A 225-nucleotide genomic window follows, 5' to 3' on the forward strand; every position below is an offset into this window, starting at 1 on the left:
GTTGATTTCGTGGATCAGCAGGTCCGCTTCGGCGAGGCGGAGGCGGTCTTCGCCGATGGTGATGGCGTAGGTGCCGAATTCCTGGCCCAGGGTCATGGGCACGGCGTCCTGGAGCTGGGTGCGGCCCATTTTGACCACGGTGCGGAATTCCAGGGCTTTTTCGGCGAACGCTTCTTCGAGTTCGGCCAGGGCGGAGAGCAGCTCGCGGGCGGCGAAGATGGTGCC

The 225-nt window shown here is 64.9% G+C and carries 1 protein-coding gene; it reads right to left on the bottom strand.

What is annotated here, in order from left to right; all coding sequences use genetic code 11:
* The coding region (locus tag ABFP37_RS22620; RefSeq protein WP_347035050.1) for a lyase family protein at positions 1 to 225 on the bottom strand (225 nt) is incomplete at both ends.

This window comes from Burkholderia sp. RS01 (genome assembly GCF_039748055.1).
In the GTDB taxonomy this organism is placed as follows: Bacteria; Actinomycetota; Actinomycetes; order Actinomycetales; family Micrococcaceae; genus Arthrobacter.